The sequence below is a fragment of the Nonlabens sp. Hel1_33_55 genome, assembly GCF_900101765.1.
GTDB lineage: Bacteria > Bacteroidota > Bacteroidia > Flavobacteriales > Flavobacteriaceae > Nonlabens.
In genome coordinates this window covers 1,873,191-1,887,183 of the sequence record NZ_LT627735.1, presented here as the reverse complement: position 1 = coordinate 1,887,183, position 13,993 = coordinate 1,873,191, and the positions used below count along the sequence as shown (strand labels likewise).

At 38.3% G+C, this 13,993-nt stretch carries 25 protein-coding genes; 24 read left to right on the top strand and 1 reads right to left on the bottom strand.

Features of this window, described 5'->3' with window-relative positions; translation table 11 throughout:
- Window positions 1-18: 18 nt before the first annotated feature.
- Entirely contained in the window at window positions 19-1,506 is a 1,488-nt protein-coding gene (locus BLO34_RS08435) for a hypothetical protein (protein ID WP_157686744.1), read from the bottom strand.
- A gap of 328 nt (window positions 1,507-1,834) precedes the next feature.
- Here BLO34_RS08435 and rpsL point away from each other — a divergent pair, with 328 nt between their 5' ends.
- The 24 genes from rpsL (at window position 1,835) to rplO (ending at window position 13,990) form a co-directional block, all read left to right on the top strand.
- The gene (gene rpsL / locus BLO34_RS08430) at window positions 1,835-2,209 is read left to right on the top strand and encodes a 30S ribosomal protein S12 (RefSeq protein WP_055412060.1); all 375 of its coding nucleotides are present in this window, start codon (window positions 1,835-1,837) and stop codon (window positions 2,207-2,209) included.
- Window positions 2,210-2,263: 54 nt separating this feature from the next.
- Window positions 2,264-2,740, top strand: coding sequence for a 30S ribosomal protein S7 (rpsG, locus tag BLO34_RS08425; protein WP_090754411.1), 477 nt, complete (start codon window positions 2,264-2,266; stop codon window positions 2,738-2,740).
- Window positions 2,741-2,742: 2 nt separating this feature from the next.
- Entirely contained in the window at window positions 2,743-4,884 is a 2,142-nt protein-coding gene (gene fusA, locus BLO34_RS08420; RefSeq protein WP_090754409.1) for an elongation factor G, read from the top strand.
- 10 nt (window positions 4,885-4,894) lie between these two features.
- Window positions 4,895-5,200 carry a 30S ribosomal protein S10 gene (gene rpsJ / locus BLO34_RS08415; protein ID WP_041494987.1) on the top strand — a complete coding sequence of 102 codons (306 nt, stop codon included), beginning with the start codon at window positions 4,895-4,897 and terminating at the stop codon, window positions 5,198-5,200.
- A gap of 72 nt (window positions 5,201-5,272) precedes the next feature.
- A complete protein-coding gene (rplC, locus tag BLO34_RS08410; RefSeq protein ID WP_090754407.1) occupies window positions 5,273-5,890 on the top strand; it encodes a 50S ribosomal protein L3 in 618 nt (205 codons plus the stop codon).
- Window positions 5,890-6,519, top strand: a complete 630-nt coding sequence (gene rplD / locus BLO34_RS08405) for a 50S ribosomal protein L4 (RefSeq protein WP_090754404.1) — start codon at window positions 5,890-5,892, stop codon at window positions 6,517-6,519. Before rplC ends, rplD begins: the two co-directional genes overlap by 1 nt.
- Before the next feature lie 3 nt (window positions 6,520-6,522).
- Window positions 6,523-6,813, top strand: coding sequence for a 50S ribosomal protein L23 (rplW, locus tag BLO34_RS08400; protein ID WP_055412065.1), 291 nt, complete (start codon window positions 6,523-6,525; stop codon window positions 6,811-6,813).
- Window positions 6,814-6,826: 13 nt separating this feature from the next.
- Entirely contained in the window at window positions 6,827-7,651 is an 825-nt protein-coding gene (rplB, locus tag BLO34_RS08395; RefSeq protein ID WP_090754402.1) for a 50S ribosomal protein L2, read from the top strand.
- A gap of 3 nt (window positions 7,652-7,654) precedes the next feature.
- Window positions 7,655-7,933: a 30S ribosomal protein S19 gene (rpsS, locus tag BLO34_RS08390; protein ID WP_041494981.1), complete on the top strand. Its 279-nt coding sequence runs from the start codon at window positions 7,655-7,657 to the stop codon at window positions 7,931-7,933.
- An 8-nt stretch (window positions 7,934-7,941) separates the two neighbouring features.
- Complete coding sequence (gene rplV / locus BLO34_RS08385; RefSeq protein ID WP_090754401.1) at window positions 7,942-8,349, top strand: 50S ribosomal protein L22; 408 nt, start codon at window positions 7,942-7,944, stop codon at window positions 8,347-8,349.
- A gap of 5 nt (window positions 8,350-8,354) precedes the next feature.
- Window positions 8,355-9,071: a 30S ribosomal protein S3 gene (rpsC, locus tag BLO34_RS08380; protein WP_090754399.1), complete on the top strand. Its 717-nt coding sequence runs from the start codon at window positions 8,355-8,357 to the stop codon at window positions 9,069-9,071.
- A gap of 11 nt (window positions 9,072-9,082) precedes the next feature.
- Window positions 9,083-9,502, top strand: coding sequence for a 50S ribosomal protein L16 (gene rplP, locus BLO34_RS08375; protein ID WP_090754397.1), 420 nt, complete (start codon window positions 9,083-9,085; stop codon window positions 9,500-9,502).
- Between the two features lie 8 nt (window positions 9,503-9,510).
- On the top strand, window positions 9,511-9,693 hold the full coding sequence (rpmC, locus tag BLO34_RS08370; protein WP_090754395.1) for a 50S ribosomal protein L29: 183 nt from the start codon (window positions 9,511-9,513) through the stop codon (window positions 9,691-9,693).
- A gap of 11 nt (window positions 9,694-9,704) precedes the next feature.
- The gene (gene rpsQ / locus BLO34_RS08365; RefSeq protein ID WP_055412070.1) at window positions 9,705-9,962 is read left to right on the top strand and encodes a 30S ribosomal protein S17; all 258 of its coding nucleotides are present in this window, start codon (window positions 9,705-9,707) and stop codon (window positions 9,960-9,962) included.
- On the top strand, window positions 9,962-10,330 hold the full coding sequence (gene rplN / locus BLO34_RS08360) for a 50S ribosomal protein L14 (RefSeq protein WP_055412071.1): 369 nt from the start codon (window positions 9,962-9,964) through the stop codon (window positions 10,328-10,330). The genes rpsQ and rplN overlap by 1 nt, the downstream gene beginning before the upstream one ends.
- 7 nt (window positions 10,331-10,337) lie before the next feature.
- Window positions 10,338-10,649, top strand: a complete 312-nt coding sequence (gene rplX, locus BLO34_RS08355) for a 50S ribosomal protein L24 (RefSeq protein WP_090754392.1) — start codon at window positions 10,338-10,340, stop codon at window positions 10,647-10,649.
- Window positions 10,650-10,651: 2 nt separating this feature from the next.
- Window positions 10,652-11,203, top strand: coding sequence for a 50S ribosomal protein L5 (rplE, locus tag BLO34_RS08350; protein WP_090754390.1), 552 nt, complete (start codon window positions 10,652-10,654; stop codon window positions 11,201-11,203).
- 2 nt (window positions 11,204-11,205) lie between these two features.
- Window positions 11,206-11,475 carry a 30S ribosomal protein S14 gene (gene rpsN, locus BLO34_RS08345; protein WP_055412074.1) on the top strand — a complete coding sequence of 90 codons (270 nt, stop codon included), beginning with the start codon at window positions 11,206-11,208 and terminating at the stop codon, window positions 11,473-11,475.
- A 19-nt stretch (window positions 11,476-11,494) separates the two neighbouring features.
- On the top strand, window positions 11,495-11,893 hold the full coding sequence (gene rpsH, locus BLO34_RS08340) for a 30S ribosomal protein S8 (protein WP_090754387.1): 399 nt from the start codon (window positions 11,495-11,497) through the stop codon (window positions 11,891-11,893).
- A gap of 9 nt (window positions 11,894-11,902) precedes the next feature.
- Window positions 11,903-12,445: a 50S ribosomal protein L6 gene (gene rplF / locus BLO34_RS08335; protein ID WP_090754385.1), complete on the top strand. Its 543-nt coding sequence runs from the start codon at window positions 11,903-11,905 to the stop codon at window positions 12,443-12,445.
- Between the two features lie 12 nt (window positions 12,446-12,457).
- On the top strand, window positions 12,458-12,805 hold the full coding sequence (rplR, locus tag BLO34_RS08330) for a 50S ribosomal protein L18 (protein ID WP_090754383.1): 348 nt from the start codon (window positions 12,458-12,460) through the stop codon (window positions 12,803-12,805).
- 17 nt (window positions 12,806-12,822) lie between these two features.
- The gene (gene rpsE, locus BLO34_RS08325) at window positions 12,823-13,347 is read left to right on the top strand and encodes a 30S ribosomal protein S5 (protein WP_055412078.1); all 525 of its coding nucleotides are present in this window, start codon (window positions 12,823-12,825) and stop codon (window positions 13,345-13,347) included.
- Between the two features lie 5 nt (window positions 13,348-13,352).
- Window positions 13,353-13,532 (top strand): 50S ribosomal protein L30, encoded by a 180-nt coding sequence (gene rpmD / locus BLO34_RS08320; protein ID WP_090754380.1) that lies wholly within the window; start codon window positions 13,353-13,355, stop codon window positions 13,530-13,532.
- Between the two features lie 5 nt (window positions 13,533-13,537).
- The gene (gene rplO / locus BLO34_RS08315) at window positions 13,538-13,990 is read left to right on the top strand and encodes a 50S ribosomal protein L15 (protein WP_090754378.1); all 453 of its coding nucleotides are present in this window, start codon (window positions 13,538-13,540) and stop codon (window positions 13,988-13,990) included.
- The last annotated feature ends 3 nt before the right edge of the window (window positions 13,991-13,993 follow it).

Genomic DNA, 13,993 nt, shown 5'->3' with positions numbered 1-13,993 from the left:
AACATTAAGGTAACTTTACTAAAATAATATCCTGAAATTTAGATGTGCTATAGTGCTGGAAATGCCCTGATTAGAGTTCAAAAAACGGCCGTTAACGACCTCTAATCTTAGGATTCCAGCGTTAGTTAATATTCCGAATCCCGCACCAAAGGAGTACAAATATTGCGGTTTTCTCTCAGTAAAATCCTCAAACACGCCTCCATCACTGATCACACTAACGTAAATACGGTCGTTAAAAGCATATTTGACGTCAGTTTGCAACAAAGAATACGCGGCAGTATCAATATTATTTTGGTTAAAACCTCTTATCGTGCGCACGCCACCTATTTGACGCAGCTCATTAAATTGTAAATCGTCTGTTTTAAGTAAGAAGTTATTCAACGTGGATTTTAGATTTATACTTCTTGAAAGGTTCCACAACTTTTCAATGTATGCCTCTAAGGTGTATTGAAATGTCTCTTGATTACCTAACTGCCTTTCATATATACCAGCGCCAATTTGAACTCTCAAAGACTCAGGTTGTAAAAGATTATTAGAAATCTGTATATAGTTGAGCCGTGTAGAGAATCCTCTTGTTTGAAAATCTGAGATTGAATTTGAATTGCTTTCTTGTACAGATGTTTTACTGTAATAGTTGAGCTGCGAACTGAAGTTGTTTAAGAAATTATAGCTCAGCCCGGTTTGCAAGCTCGAGTTTTGATATAAAGAGTCTCTTCTAGTTATAGTAAGTTCTCCAGCGACTCCAATTTTTTTTAAAATAATTGCTGGAATACTTAATTGAAGATCAATGTTCGTTTGAGAGTTGTCATCATTGCGATATTCAAAATTAAATTGCTCACCATAATTGAAATTATTGACAAGGCTTGCGTCTAAAAACCCATTGAACCTTAATTTTCCATCCTCGTCAGTGTTGAAACTGATTAGGCCATCAGCCTTATTGATATTTTTCTTCCTTACATAGATATATAGTAAGGTACTATCTTCTTTAAAAAGAGCTTGAGGTTCTTTAATGTTTTCAAGGTAAGCCAGATTTGAGATCCTAGTTTTCAGCCTTTCGATGTTTTTAGAATTGTATAATGCCGACTGGCCCATTAAATTTCTAATCACATTTTCAGGATACTTGGGATAACCGTTGACCACGATTTTATCAATCTTGCGTTTTTCGCTATTTATTATTTTAATATAGACACGTGCGGTATCTTGATCTGTGAAATTCCATCGGTCTACTACTACTTCTGCAAATGGAGATCCCTGGGAATTGCGCAATGCTTGAATCGAACTAAGCTGCTTTTCTAGATTTTCTGGAGTTGTTAGGGTAGTTCGCTTTCGCGAAAGCGGAACTTTCAAACTATCCATTTTTACACCACTATCTATTTCCTCAATAATAATAGTCTCGTATTTTCTGTTGAGAATTATTTCAACTTGATTTGTAGAACCGTCATTGGTGTCGATTGCAACTAAATTGAGATATCCTTTACGTATCAAATCGCCTTTAACACTATCCATCTTTTGGGTCAAGTCGTCTAACGATGATCGATTGATGAATACTGTGTCCGCAGCCTTAAGAGAGGAAATTTCTCGCTTTATTAGAATTCTAACGGCATTTTTTTGAGCAGAAATGCCCCAGGAGAAAAGTATATATATAATAAGGACAGCTTTCTTTGCCAATTGGAAATCTCTTATAAGGACAATATAGATATGGTAAAAGGAATTTTTTTAAGCATCGTTCAAAAAAGTTATGGTAAAAACTTGAGAATGAGATTTGAATAAGTAAATAATATTCATACCTTTGCCGACCCTAAAATAGGGGATTAATTTATTAGCGTAAAACAATATGCCAACGATTTCACAATTAGTACGTAAAGGAAGATCCAAAATAACCAAGAAGAGCAAATCGGCTGCTTTAGATTCTTGTCCTCAACGTCGTGGAGTTTGTACTCGTGTTTACACTACAACGCCTAAGAAGCCTAACTCTGCAATGAGAAAGGTAGCGCGTGTAAGACTTACCAATGGTAAGGAAGTGAATGCATACATTCCAGGAGAAGGACACAATCTACAAGAACACTCGATAGTATTGGTTAGAGGTGGAAGGGTTAAAGATTTACCAGGAGTTAGATACCACATCGTTCGTGGTGCGCTTGACACCGCAGGTGTTGCAGATCGCACGCAACGTAGGTCTAAGTATGGTGCAAAACGCCCTAAGAAGTAATTAATTTTTAGTGCTCACTTTGTGGGCGTCTATTAACAAACTCAAAGAGAAGAAATGAGAAAAAGACAGGCAAAAAAACGTCCGATCCTTCCGGATCCACGTTTCAATGACCAGCTAGTGACTCGATTTGTCAACATGATGATGTTGCATGGTAAGAAGTCAGTAGCATTCAAGATTTTCTATGATGCGATGGATATCGTTGAAGAGAAAAATCAGGATGAAGAAAAAAATTCACTTGAAATTTGGAAAGATGCATTATCAAACGTAATGCCTCATGTAGAAGTTCGTAGCCGCCGTGTAGGTGGAGCGACATTCCAGATTCCTATGCAAATACGTCCAGATAGAAAGATATCTACTGCCATGAAGTGGTTGATTAGCTATTCTAGAAAGCGTAACGAGAAATCTTTTTCTCAAAAGCTAGCTGCTGAAGTCCTTGCTGCCGCAAAGGAAGAAGGTGCAGCTGTTAAGAAAAAGACAGATACTCATAAAATGGCAGAAGCCAATAAGGCATTCTCACACTTTAGATTCTAAAAATGGCACAAAGAGACTTAAAATACACAAGAAATATTGGAATTGCTGCGCACATTGATGCCGGTAAAACCACTACGACAGAGCGTATTCTTTTTTATACTGGAGTAAGCCATAAAATAGGTGAAGTGCACGATGGTGCTGCAACTATGGACTGGATGGAGCAAGAGCAGGAGCGTGGTATTACTATCACATCTGCTGCAACTACTTGTACCTGGAAGTTCCCTATGGAGAACGCTCAGGATTTACCAGAAACTAAATCATATCACTTTAATATTATTGACACTCCAGGTCACGTTGACTTTACCGTAGAGGTAAACAGATCATTACGTGTACTTGATGGGTTGGTATTCTTGTTTAGTGCTGTTGATGGTGTTGAGCCACAATCAGAGACGAACTGGAGACTTGCTGATAATTATAAAGTACCACGTATTGGATTTGTAAACAAGATGGACCGTCAAGGATCTAACTTTCTTGCTGTATGTCAGCAAGTAAAGGATATGTTGAAGTCTAATGCAGTGCCAATTGTTTTAAACATTGGTGAAGAAGGCGACTTTAAAGGAATTGTTGATCTAGTGAAGAACCGTGCTATTGTATGGCATGATGAGACTCAAGGGGCGACTTTTGATGTTATTGAAATTCCAGAAGAGCTTAAGGCAGAAGCTCGTAAGTATAGAGGTATGCTTATTGAAGAGGTAGCTACTTATGACGAGAATCTTCTTGAGAAGTACATGGAAGATGAGAATTCTATTACAGAAGAAGAAGTGCATGCAGCATTGCGTGCAGCGGTAATGGATATGGCGATCATACCTATGATTTGTGGTAGTGCATTTAAAAATAAAGGTGTTCAGTTCTTGCTAGACGCTGTTTGTCGTTATTTGCCTGCACCAACTGATAAAGAAGGTATTATAGGAACTAATCCAGATACTGGAGAAAAAGAATTACGCAAGCCTGATGTTACTGCTCCTTTTGCAGCACTTGCATTTAAGATTGCTACTGACCCGTTCGTAGGTCGTCTTGCATTCTTCCGCGCATATTCAGGTCACTTAGATGCTGGTTCTTACATTCTGAACAATCGTTCAGGTAAGAAAGAACGTATCTCTCGTATATACCAGATGCACTCTAACAAGCAAAATGCCATCGATTTCATCGAGGCTGGAGATATTGGAGCTGCAGTAGGATTTAAAGATATTAAGACTGGTGACACCATGTCTGATGAGAAGCACCCAATTGTATTGGAATCCATGGATTTCCCAGACCCAGTAATTGGTATCGCTGTTGAGCCCAAAACTAAGGCAGACGTTGATAAAATGGGTATGGCTCTTGCAAAACTAGCAGAAGAGGATCCAACATTCCAAGTTAGAACTGATGAGGCCTCTGGCCAGACCATCATTTCTGGAATGGGTGAACTTCACTTAGATATTATTGTCGACCGTATGCGTCGCGAGTTTAAGGTTGAGCTCAATCAAGGAGCGCCACAAGTAGAGTACAAAGAGGCGATTACGAGATCTGCAGATCACCGTGAGACTTACAAGAAGCAATCTGGTGGACGTGGTAAATTTGGAGATATTGTCTTCACAATGGAGCCTGCTCAAGAGAACGAGGATGGTAAAATTGAAGAAGGTCTACAATTTATCAATACAATTAAAGGTGGTAACATTCCTAAAGAATTTATCCCTGCGATTGAAAAAGGATTTAGAGAAGCGATGACAAACGGTCCATTGGCTGGTTTTGAAATGGATAGCATGCGAGTAACACTTAAGGATGGATCTTTCCACCCGGTGGATTCTGATGCTCTTTCATTTGAACTTGCTGCTAGAATGGGTTATCGTGCGGCTTCTAAAGCAGCTGGTGCGGTAATTCTTGAACCTATCATGAAGGTTGAAGTTATTACTCCAGAAGAAAACATGGGAGACATTGTTGGTGACTTAAACCGTCGTCGTGGTCAAGTGAATGATATGGGTGATAGAGCAGGTGCCAAAGTCGTAAAGGCTGAAGTTCCTCTTTCTGAGATGTTCGGTTATGTAACTACCTTGAGAACACTTTCTTCAGGTAGAGCTACTTCAACGATGGAATTCTCTCACTATGCAGAGACTCCTAAAAACATCAGCGAGGAAGTAATCGCTGCAACTAAGGGTAATAACTAATTTTCAAGAGATGAGTCAAAAAATCAGAATCAAGTTAAAGTCTTACGATTACATGCTGGTAGATAAATCTGCTGAAAAAATTGTAAAGACCGTGAAAAGTACTGGAGCAGTGGTTACTGGCCCTATTCCATTACCAACACACAAAAAAATATTTACCGTATTGAGATCTCCTCACGTTAACAAAAAGTCTCGTGAGCAGTTTGAACTTAGTTCCTACAAAAGACTGTTGGATATCTATAGTTCTTCATCTAAAACGATTGATGCACTTATGAAACTTGAACTTCCTAGTGGAGTTGAAGTTGAAATTAAAGTGTGATAAACTTTTAGGTTATCTCGCTTTCGCGAAAGCGGAACACAACAAAAAATCAATAACAATTAATTAATAATTATGTCTGGGTTAATAGGAAAAAAAATAGGGATGACCAGCATCTATGACGAAAATGGTAAAAATATGCCATGTACCGTTATCCAAGCTGGCCCTTGTATAGTTACCCAAGTCAGAACTGAAGAGACAGACGGCTATGCCGCTTTGCAATTAGGTTTCGATGACAAATCAGACAAAAATGCTTCTAAAGCTGCTCAAGGGCACTTCAAGAAAGCTGGTACTGCTGTCAAAAGAAAAGTTGCTGAATTCAAAAGTTTTGATAAGGAGTACAAATTAGGTGATACTGTAGGTGTCGACATGTTTACTGAAGGTGAATTTGTTGATGTAAGCGGTACATCAAAAGGAAAAGGATTCCAAGGTGTTGTAAAACGTCATGGTTTTGCCGGTGTAGGTCAAGCGACTCACGGTCAGCATAACAGATTGAGAGCTCCTGGTTCCATCGGTGCTGCATCTTATCCAGCTCGTGTATTTAAAGGAATGCGCATGGCCGGTCAGATGGGTAATGAAAAGGTAAAAGTTGAAAATTTAAGAGTTCTTAAAGTGGTTCCAGAACAAAACATCCTTGTAGTTAAGGGTGCTATTCCAGGTCACAAGAATTCTTATGTAATTGTACAGAAATAATGAAGGTAGCAGTTATAGACATTAAAGGAAAAGAAACAGGTCGTCAGATAGACTTATCAGATGATGTGTTCGGAATTGAGCCTAATGATCACGCTATCTATTTAGATGTAAAGCAATATCAGGCAAATCAACGTCAGGGTACTCACAAGGCTAAGCAAAGAGCTGAGATTGTAGGTAGTACTCGTAAGATCAAAAAACAAAAGGGAACAGGTACAGCACGTGCAGGATCTATTAAGTCACCAATATTTAGAGGTGGTGGTAGAATTTTTGGTCCAGTACCAAGAGATTATTCTTTCAAATTGAATAAAGGTCAAAAGCGTTTAGCACGTAAAAGTGCTTTGAGTTTGAAGGCTTCAGAAGGTAATCTTCAGGTAGTTGAGAACTTTACATTTGATGCTCCTAAAACTAGTGATTTTAAGAATGTTTTGAATGGTTTAGGTCTTTCTGATAAAAAATCATTGTTTGTGTTGGGTGAATCAAATAATAATGTATATTTGTCTTCGCGAAATTTGAAGGGTGTTGAAGTTATAACTCACTCAGAATTAAGCACTTACAAGATAATGAACGCCAACAATTTGGTTGTCTTGGAAGGTTCTCTAGACGGAATTCAGGAAAACTTAAGTAAATAAGCCATGAGCATTTTAATAAAACCCATAATTACGGAAAAAGCAACTAGCGATAGTGAGCTATTGAATCGATATGGTTTTGAGGTGTCTCCCAAGGCTAATAAAGTTCAAATTAAGAAAGAAGTTGAAGAGGTGTATGGTGTAACCGTTCTTAAAGTAAGAACTATGAACACTAGAATAGCTCGCAAGACTAAACATACTAAAACAGGGACGCAGGTTGGTAAAACATCAGCAGTTAAGAAAGCTTTTGTACAACTCAAGGATGGTGATACCATCGATCTTTATAGTAATCTATAAATAAAATACTGTAATGTCAGTAAGAAAATTAAAACCTGTAACTCCAGGGCAGCGATTTAGAGTTGTGAATGGCTATGACGCCATCACGACTGATAAGCCGGAGAAGAGTCTTCTCGCTCCGAACAAACGCTCTGGTGGACGTAATGCAAAAGGTCGTATGACCATGCGTTACTTAGGTGGTGGACATAAGCGTCGCTACCGTATCATTGATTTCAAAAGAAATCGTCATGGTGTACCTGCTACTGTAGCTACTATTGAATATGATCCTAATAGAACTGCGTTTATCGCGTTAGTTAATTATCAGGATGGTGAAAAGCGTTATGTGATTGCACAAAACGGTTTGCAAGTAGGACAGAATATTGTTTCTGGAGATAGTGTTGCACCAGAAGTTGGAAACGCAATGAAGCTTGCGAATATACCTTTGGGGTCAATTGTTAGCTGTATTGAATTGAGACCTGGACAAGGAGCGGTTATCGCTCGTAGTGCTGGATCATTTGCTCAACTTATGGCAAGAGATGGTAAATACGCTACGGTGAAAATGCCTTCTGGAGAAATTAGATTAATACTTCAAGAGTGTCTAGCGACTATAGGTGCTATTTCAAACAGTGATCATCAACTAGTAGTAGGTGGTAAAGCTGGTAGAAGTAGATGGTTAGGAAGAAGACCTAGAACAAGACCAGTTGCGATGAACCCAGTCGATCACCCTATGGGTGGTGGTGAAGGTCGTGCCTCTGGAGGTCACCCAAGATCTCGTAATGGTGTTCCTGCTAAAGGTTATCGTACACGTGACTTGAACAAGGCTAGTACTCAATATATTTTAGAACGTAGAAAGAAATAAATTATGGCTCGTTCATTAAAAAAAGGACCTTATGTATTTCATAAGTTGGAATCTAAGGTGGCTCAAAATGTTGAGTCTGGAAAGAAAACAGTAATAAAGACATGGTCTCGTGCATCTATGATCACGCCAGACTTTGTTGGACAAACTATAGCAGTTCATAACGGAAGACAATTTGTTCCCGTTTATGTAACAGAAAATATGGTAGGACACAAGTTGGGAGAATTTTCTCCTACTCGCTCTTATCGTGGACACGCGGCTGCTAAGAATAAGGGAAAAAAATAACTTAAGCTATGGGAGTTCGTAAAAGACAAATGGCCGAAAGGTTAAAGGAAGAAAAGAAGAGTATAGCTTTTGCAAAATTGAATAATTGCCCAACCTCTCCTCGCAAAATGAGATTGGTTGCTGATATTATTCGCGGGAAGAAAGTAGAGGATGCTTTAAATATCCTTAAGTTTTCTTCTAAGGAAGCAGCGAGACGCTTAGATAAGCTAGTATTATCTGCGATTTCTAACTGGCAAGCAAAGAATGAAGAAGGTGATGTTGCAGACGCAGGTTTGTTTATCAAAGAAATAAGAGTCGATGGTGGGACAATGCTTAAGAGATTAAGACCAGCTCCTCAAGGTCGTGCTCACAGAATAAGAAAAAGATCTAACCATGTCACTCTTGTGTTGGGTGAATCCAATACTGAGAAGAACTAGTAAATATGGGACAGAAAACAAATCCAATAGGTAACAGATTAGGAATCATCCGTGGGTGGGAATCTAACTGGTATGGAGGTAACGATTATGGAGATAAGCTTGCAGAAGATGATAAGCTTAGAAAGTATATCCATGCTCGTTTAGCTAAGGCTAGCGTTTCAAGAATTATTATTGAGCGTACTCTTAAGCTGGTTACTATAACTATAATGACTGCACGTCCTGGTATTATCATCGGTAAAGGTGGTCAGGAAGTTGATCGTTTGAAAGAGGAATTGAAGAAGATATCTGGAAAAGATGTTCAAATCAACATCCATGAGATCAAACGTCCAGAGTTGGACGCTCATTTAGTAGGCGCTAGCGTTGCTCGTCAGATAGAGAATCGTATTTCTTATAGGCGTGCTATCAAGATGGCAATTGCAGCTGCAATGAGAATGAACGCTGAAGGTATTAAGATTCAAATCTCTGGTAGATTGAATGGTGCTGAAATGGCACGTAGTGAATCCTATAAAGATGGACGTATACCGCTTTCCACTTTTAGAGCAGATATCGACTATGCATTAGTTGAGGCTCATACTACTTATGGTAGAATTGGTGTGAAAGTATGGATTATGAAAGGTGAAGTTTATGGTAAGCGTGAGCTTTCTCCATTAGCAGGTCTTTCAAAGAAACAAGGTAAATCAGGTGGTGCCGATCGTGGAAACAGTCGTCGTCGTAGAAAATAATATAGCTAGAAATGTTACAACCTAGAAAAACAAAATTTAGAAAGCAGCAGAAAGGCCGCATGAAAGGAGATTCTGGTAGAGGTAACCAGCTAGCTTATGGTACATTTGGTATCAAGTCTCTGGACTCAGAATTTATAAATTCACGTCAAATAGAAGCTGCTCGTATCGCTGCAACTAGATTTATGAAACGTGAAGGTTCTTTATGGATAAAGATATTTCCAGATAAGCCTATTACTAAAAAGCCTCTTGAGGTTCGTATGGGTAAAGGTAAAGGTGCTGTTGAATATTGGGCTGCTGTCGTTAAACCAGGAAGAATATTGTTCGAAGTATCTGGTGTACCATTGGCAACTGCTCAGGAGGCTTTACGATTAGCCGCTCAGAAATTACCAGTGAAAACTAAGTTTATAGTCGCTCGCGATTATCAAGAATAAGGCATAGCATGAAACAATCAGAAGTTAAAGGATATTCTCAAGAAGAATTGAAAGATAGACTCGCAGAGTCGCAAAAAGCATATGCTGATTTGAAGCGTACACATATTGTATCTCCATTGGAAAATCCATCGCAGATTACAAAAATGCGCAAAACGATTGCAAGACTTAAAACAGCACTTAATAATTCATAATACGAATTGCAATGGAAGAAAGAAACTTAAGAAAAGAGCGTATCGGTGTTGTCCGTAGCAGTAAAATGGATAAGTCCATAGTTGTTGCTGAAGTAAAAAGACAGAAGCACCCTATGTACGGTAAATTCGTATTGAATACTAAGAAGTACGTAGCTCATGATGAAAAGAATGAGTGTAATGAAGGTGATACGGTTCGTATCATGGAAACTCGTCCACTTAGTAAAACAAAGACTTGGAGACTTGTCGAAATTTTAGAAAGAGCTAAATAATGTTACAACAGGAATCAAGATTAAAGGTCGCAGACAATACTGGAGCTAAAGAGGTTCTATGTATTCGTGTATTAGGTGGAACTAAAAGACGTTATGCATCAGTAGGAGATAAGATAGTTGTTTCTGTTAAAGAAGCTACTCCTAATGGAAATATCAAAAAAGGAGCTGTATCAACAGCAGTTGTTGTTCGTACTAAGAAAGAGGTTCGTCGTCCAGACGGGTCTTATATTAGATTTGACGATAACGCATGTGTTCTTTTAAATCCTAACTCAGAAATGCGCGGCACGCGTGTATTTGGACCAGTGGCAAGAGAATTACGTGATAGACAGTTCATGAAGATTGTTTCACTTGCTCCTGAAGTATTATAATTAAGTTATGGGAAAATTGAAAATAAAATCTGGAGATACTGTAAGAGTAATTGCTGGTGAGCACAAAGGTTCAGAAGGCAAGGTTACTAAAGTAATTTTGGATAAAAATAAAGCCATCGTGGAAGGTGTAAATATGGTTTCTAAACATGAGAAGCCTAGTGCAACTAACCCACAGGGAGGTATTAAAGAAAAAGAAGCTGCTATACAGGTTTCTAATCTTTCTCTTATTGATGGTAATGGTAAGTCTACTCGCGTAGGTTACAAAATTGAGAATGGTAAAAAGGTACGTATTGCACGTACAACTAAAGAAGATATATAGTCATGTCATACGTTCCAAGACTTAAGGAAGAATATAAAGAGCGCATTGCTGCTTCACTTAAAGATGAGTTTGGTTATTCCAATGTTATGGAAATTCCTAAGCTTCAAAAGATTGTTTTGAGTAGAGGAGTTGGTGCTGCTGTAGCTGATAAAAAGTTAATTGACTATGCGGTTGATGAACTTACAATGATTACAGGCCAGAAAGCGGTTGCTACTTTATCTAAGAAAGATGTTGCTTCTTTCAAATTAAGAAAGGGCATGCCTATTGGAGCTAAAGTAACTCTAAGAGGAGAACGCATGTATGAATTTTTGGATCGTCTTATTACCGTTGCGTTGCCAAGGGTAAGAGATTTTCAAGGAATCAAGGCAACTGGCTTTGATGGACGTGGAAATTATAATCTTGGGATTACAGAACAAATTATTTTTCCAGAAATCAATATTGATAAAGTAAATAAGATTGCTGGTATGGACATTACGTTCGTTACTAGTGCTGAAACAGATAAAGAGGCTAAATCATTGCTTACAGAGTTAGGTTTACCTTTTAAAAAGAACTAAGAATGGCAAAAGAATCAATGAAAGCGCGTGAGCGCAAAAGAGAGGCACTTGTAGAGAAATACGCTGAAAAGCGTAAGGCTCTAAAAGAAGCTGGAGATTATGAAGAGCTTCAAAAATTGCCTAAAAATTCATCACCGGTAAGATTACATAATAGATGTAAGTTAACGGGTCGCCCTAAGGGTTACATGAGACAATTTGGTTTATCTCGAGTAATGTTTAGAGAAATGGCAAATAAGGGATTAATACCTGGTGTTAAAAAAGCTAGTTGGTAACTAGTCTAAAGATAAGATTATGAATACAGATCCAATAGCAGATTATTTAACTAGAATTCGTAACGCTGTGCGTGCGAACCATAGAGTAGTTGAGATACCAGCATCTAATTTGAAAAAAGAGATTACTAAAATCCTCTTTGATCAAGGATATATCCTAAGCTATAAATTTATGGAGCAATCCACTCAGGATATTATCAAAATTGCACTAAAGTACGATCGTGATACAAAGGAGTCCGTAATAAAAGATATCCAGCGTTTGTCTAAGCCCGGTCTTAGAAAATATGCAGGTTCTACTGAGCTTCCAAGAATTTTGAATGGTTTAGGTATTGCTATCATTTCTACATCTAAGGGTGTTATGACTGATAAGCAAGCTAGATCTGAAAACGTTGGTGGCGAGGTTCTTTGTTACGTTTATTAAAAAAGAGTTATGTCTAGAATAGGAAATAATCCGGTAGCAATACCATCAGGAGTTCAAGTAAACGTTGCTGACGGTGTTATCAATGTAGAAGGTAAATTAGGTAAACTAATGCAACCATTTGCTGATGTGGATATCAAAGTTGAGGATAACGAAGTTTTTGTAACTCGTCCTTCTGATTCTAAAGATCATAGAGCAAAGCATGGTTTATACAGATCTTTAGTCAATAATATGATTGAAGGTGTATCAGTAGGTTGGACAAAGCAGTTAGAATTGGTTGGTGTAGGTTATAGAGCATCAAATCAAGGTCAAAAACTTGACTTGGCGTTAGGATTTTCACATAATATCGTTATTGATATTGCTCCTGAGGTAAAGGTTGAAACAATTTCAGAAAAAGGTAAGAATCCTGTTGTGAAGTTGACTTCATTTGATAAACAATTAGTTGGTCAAGTTGCTGCTAAAATTAGAGCTTTCAGAAAGCCTGAACCGTACAAAGGAAAAGGTATCAAGTTCGTAGGAGAAATAATTAGAAGAAAAGCTGGTAAATCAGCATAAGAATATAGTATTATGGCATTTTCAAAGTCAGTTAGAAGACAAAAGATCCGTCGTAGAATCAGAAAAACAGTTTCTGGTACTGCAAACCGTCCACGTCTATCAGTTTATCGTAGTAATAAAGAAATTTATGCTCAGGTAATTAATGATGTAGATGGAATAACGATTGCTTCAGCAAGTTCACGTGAGTTGAAATCTGCTGCACCTAAGAAGGATGCTGCAAAGGAAGTTGGAGTAAAAATTGCTGAGAAGGCTAAAGCGGCAGGTGTAGAGTCAGTATCATTTGATAGAGGTGGATATCTTTATCATGGTCGTGTACTATCTCTAGCTGAAGGAGCTCGTGAAGGCGGTTTGAAATTTTAATTAGAAAGATTTACGTAATGTATCAGAAGTATAAAAATATTGAAACGGTTAAACCAGGTGGATTAGATCTTAAGGATCGCCTTGTTGGTGTTCAACGTGTTACTAAAGTAACAAAAGGTGGTCGCGCCTTTGGTTTTTCTGCAATCGTAGTGGTTGGAGATGAAAACGGAGTAGTAGGTCATGGTCTTGGGAAATCTAAAGAGGTTTCTGAAGCCATTTCTAAGGCTGTTGAAGACGCTAAGAAAAACCTTGTTCGCATACCTTTACAAAAAGGAACGATACCTCATGAACAAAAGGGTAAGTTTGGTGGTGCTAGAGTTTTATTGCTTCCAGCAGCAACGGGTACAGGAGTTATCGCAGGTGGTGCAATACGTGCCGTACTGGAAGCGGTAGGTGTACATGACGTTCTTTCAAAGAATCAAGGTTCATCCAATCCTCACAACGTAGTAAAAGCTACCTTTGATGCCTTATTGCAGTTGCGTAATGCAGCGACAGTGGCAAAGCAAAGAGGTGTTTCAATAGATAAAGTATTTAACGGATAAGCATCATGGCAAAATTACACGTCAAGAAAGTGCGTAGTGCAATTAATCGCACCGCACGTCAGAAAAAAACATTGCAAGCCTTAGGTTTGCACAAAATGAATCAAGTAGTCGAGCATAATGATTCACCTGCTGTCATGGGAATGATTGCAAAGGTGTCTCACTTAGTTACTGTAGAAAAAGCATAAGTACGATGGGTCTAGATAATTTAAAACCTGCTGAAGGTTCAGTTAAGAAGTCTGCTAAGATTATTGGTCGCGGACAAGGTTCTGGTAAAGGTGGCACAGCAACAAGAGGTCATAAAGGAGCTAAGTCTCGTTCTGGTTATTCTAAAAAGATTGGTTTTGAAGGTGGTCAAATGCCACTTCAAAGACGTGTACCTAAGTTTGGTTTCACCAATATTAATCGTAAGGATTATAAGGGTATTAATCTTGATACCTTAGAAGCCTATCACTCTGAAGGTAGATTAAGCGACACCGTAACTGTAGAGGATTTGATAAGAGAAAGACTTGTTAATAAGAATGATCTTGTGAAGATTCTTGGAAGAGGAGAACTAAAATCTACTCTAAATATTACAGCTCATAAGTTTACCGCTTCCGCGAAAGCTGCCATAGAAAAGGCTGGCGGTAAAATAGAAACTGCATAATCA

What these genes read in the sequence shown, in the direction of transcription:
- BLO34_RS08435 (WP_157686744.1), bottom strand. Translation starts at nt 1,506, where the DNA reads ATGGATAGTGTTAAAGGCGATTTGATACGTAAAGGATATCTCAATTTA.
- rpsL (WP_055412060.1), top strand. Translation starts at nt 1,835, where the DNA reads ATGCCAACGATTTCACAATTAGTACGTAAAGGAAGATCCAAAATAACC.
- rpsG (WP_090754411.1), top strand. Translation starts at nt 2,264, where the DNA reads ATGAGAAAAAGACAGGCAAAAAAACGTCCGATCCTTCCGGATCCACGT.
- fusA (WP_090754409.1), top strand. Translation starts at nt 2,743, where the DNA reads ATGGCACAAAGAGACTTAAAATACACAAGAAATATTGGAATTGCTGCG.
- rpsJ (WP_041494987.1), top strand. Translation starts at nt 4,895, where the DNA reads ATGAGTCAAAAAATCAGAATCAAGTTAAAGTCTTACGATTACATGCTG.
- rplC (WP_090754407.1), top strand. Translation starts at nt 5,273, where the DNA reads ATGTCTGGGTTAATAGGAAAAAAAATAGGGATGACCAGCATCTATGAC.
- rplD (WP_090754404.1), top strand. Translation starts at nt 5,890, where the DNA reads ATGAAGGTAGCAGTTATAGACATTAAAGGAAAAGAAACAGGTCGTCAG.
- rplW (WP_055412065.1), top strand. Translation starts at nt 6,523, where the DNA reads ATGAGCATTTTAATAAAACCCATAATTACGGAAAAAGCAACTAGCGAT.
- rplB (WP_090754402.1), top strand. Translation starts at nt 6,827, where the DNA reads ATGTCAGTAAGAAAATTAAAACCTGTAACTCCAGGGCAGCGATTTAGA.
- rpsS (WP_041494981.1), top strand. Translation starts at nt 7,655, where the DNA reads ATGGCTCGTTCATTAAAAAAAGGACCTTATGTATTTCATAAGTTGGAA.
- rplV (WP_090754401.1), top strand. Translation starts at nt 7,942, where the DNA reads ATGGGAGTTCGTAAAAGACAAATGGCCGAAAGGTTAAAGGAAGAAAAG.
- rpsC (WP_090754399.1), top strand. Translation starts at nt 8,355, where the DNA reads ATGGGACAGAAAACAAATCCAATAGGTAACAGATTAGGAATCATCCGT.
- rplP (WP_090754397.1), top strand. Translation starts at nt 9,083, where the DNA reads ATGTTACAACCTAGAAAAACAAAATTTAGAAAGCAGCAGAAAGGCCGC.
- rpmC (WP_090754395.1), top strand. Translation starts at nt 9,511, where the DNA reads ATGAAACAATCAGAAGTTAAAGGATATTCTCAAGAAGAATTGAAAGAT.
- rpsQ (WP_055412070.1), top strand. Translation starts at nt 9,705, where the DNA reads ATGGAAGAAAGAAACTTAAGAAAAGAGCGTATCGGTGTTGTCCGTAGC.
- rplN (WP_055412071.1), top strand. Translation starts at nt 9,962, where the DNA reads ATGTTACAACAGGAATCAAGATTAAAGGTCGCAGACAATACTGGAGCT.
- rplX (WP_090754392.1), top strand. Translation starts at nt 10,338, where the DNA reads ATGGGAAAATTGAAAATAAAATCTGGAGATACTGTAAGAGTAATTGCT.
- rplE (WP_090754390.1), top strand. Translation starts at nt 10,652, where the DNA reads ATGTCATACGTTCCAAGACTTAAGGAAGAATATAAAGAGCGCATTGCT.
- rpsN (WP_055412074.1), top strand. Translation starts at nt 11,206, where the DNA reads ATGGCAAAAGAATCAATGAAAGCGCGTGAGCGCAAAAGAGAGGCACTT.
- rpsH (WP_090754387.1), top strand. Translation starts at nt 11,495, where the DNA reads ATGAATACAGATCCAATAGCAGATTATTTAACTAGAATTCGTAACGCT.
- rplF (WP_090754385.1), top strand. Translation starts at nt 11,903, where the DNA reads ATGTCTAGAATAGGAAATAATCCGGTAGCAATACCATCAGGAGTTCAA.
- rplR (WP_090754383.1), top strand. Translation starts at nt 12,458, where the DNA reads ATGGCATTTTCAAAGTCAGTTAGAAGACAAAAGATCCGTCGTAGAATC.
- rpsE (WP_055412078.1), top strand. Translation starts at nt 12,823, where the DNA reads ATGTATCAGAAGTATAAAAATATTGAAACGGTTAAACCAGGTGGATTA.
- rpmD (WP_090754380.1), top strand. Translation starts at nt 13,353, where the DNA reads ATGGCAAAATTACACGTCAAGAAAGTGCGTAGTGCAATTAATCGCACC.
- rplO (WP_090754378.1), top strand. Translation starts at nt 13,538, where the DNA reads ATGGGTCTAGATAATTTAAAACCTGCTGAAGGTTCAGTTAAGAAGTCT.